The organism is Vibrio sp. 03_296 (assembly GCF_002265885.1).
The window spans coordinates 1-483 of record NZ_NPKW01001311.1; the positions used below are offsets into that span (position 1 = coordinate 1).

Annotated in this window: 1 protein-coding gene; it reads right to left on the minus strand. The window is 46.2% G+C overall.

Features of this window, described 5'->3' with window-relative positions; all coding sequences use genetic code 11:
* The coding region (locus CIK04_RS31740) for a reverse transcriptase domain-containing protein (protein WP_369597211.1) at positions 1-483 on the minus strand (483 nt) is incomplete at both ends.

Here is a 483-nt window from a genome sequence, read left to right on the forward strand (position 1 = left end):
CGATTTTGATATCAGGAGGGTTCCGTCTATCTTGAAGCTATGGCTTAGGTAGCCTCGCTCCGGCACTCTTGTTGCTGCACTTTTCTCACGATTTACCGTGAGCTTTAGCTTCTGTTCCAAGAACTCCGTTATCGACTCTTTGACTCGATGCGCGGCTTCCTCACTACGAACGTAGATTTGGCAGTCATCTGCATATCGACAGAACTTATGCCCTCTCCGCTCTAACTCTTTGTCCAGTTCATCTAATACGATATTGGAAAGTAACGGAGATAATGGACCACCCTGCGGTGTTCCTCGTTGTCTTCGCTCTACTAACCCATCTCGCATTAAGCCTGCCTGTAGATATGCCCTGATTAGCTTTAATACTCGTTTATCACTAATGTCCTTAGATAATCTGTGCATCACCCTATCATGGTTCACCGTGTCGAAGTATTTGGCTAGATCGATATCCACTACATAACCCCGCCCTTCTCTGATATAGCG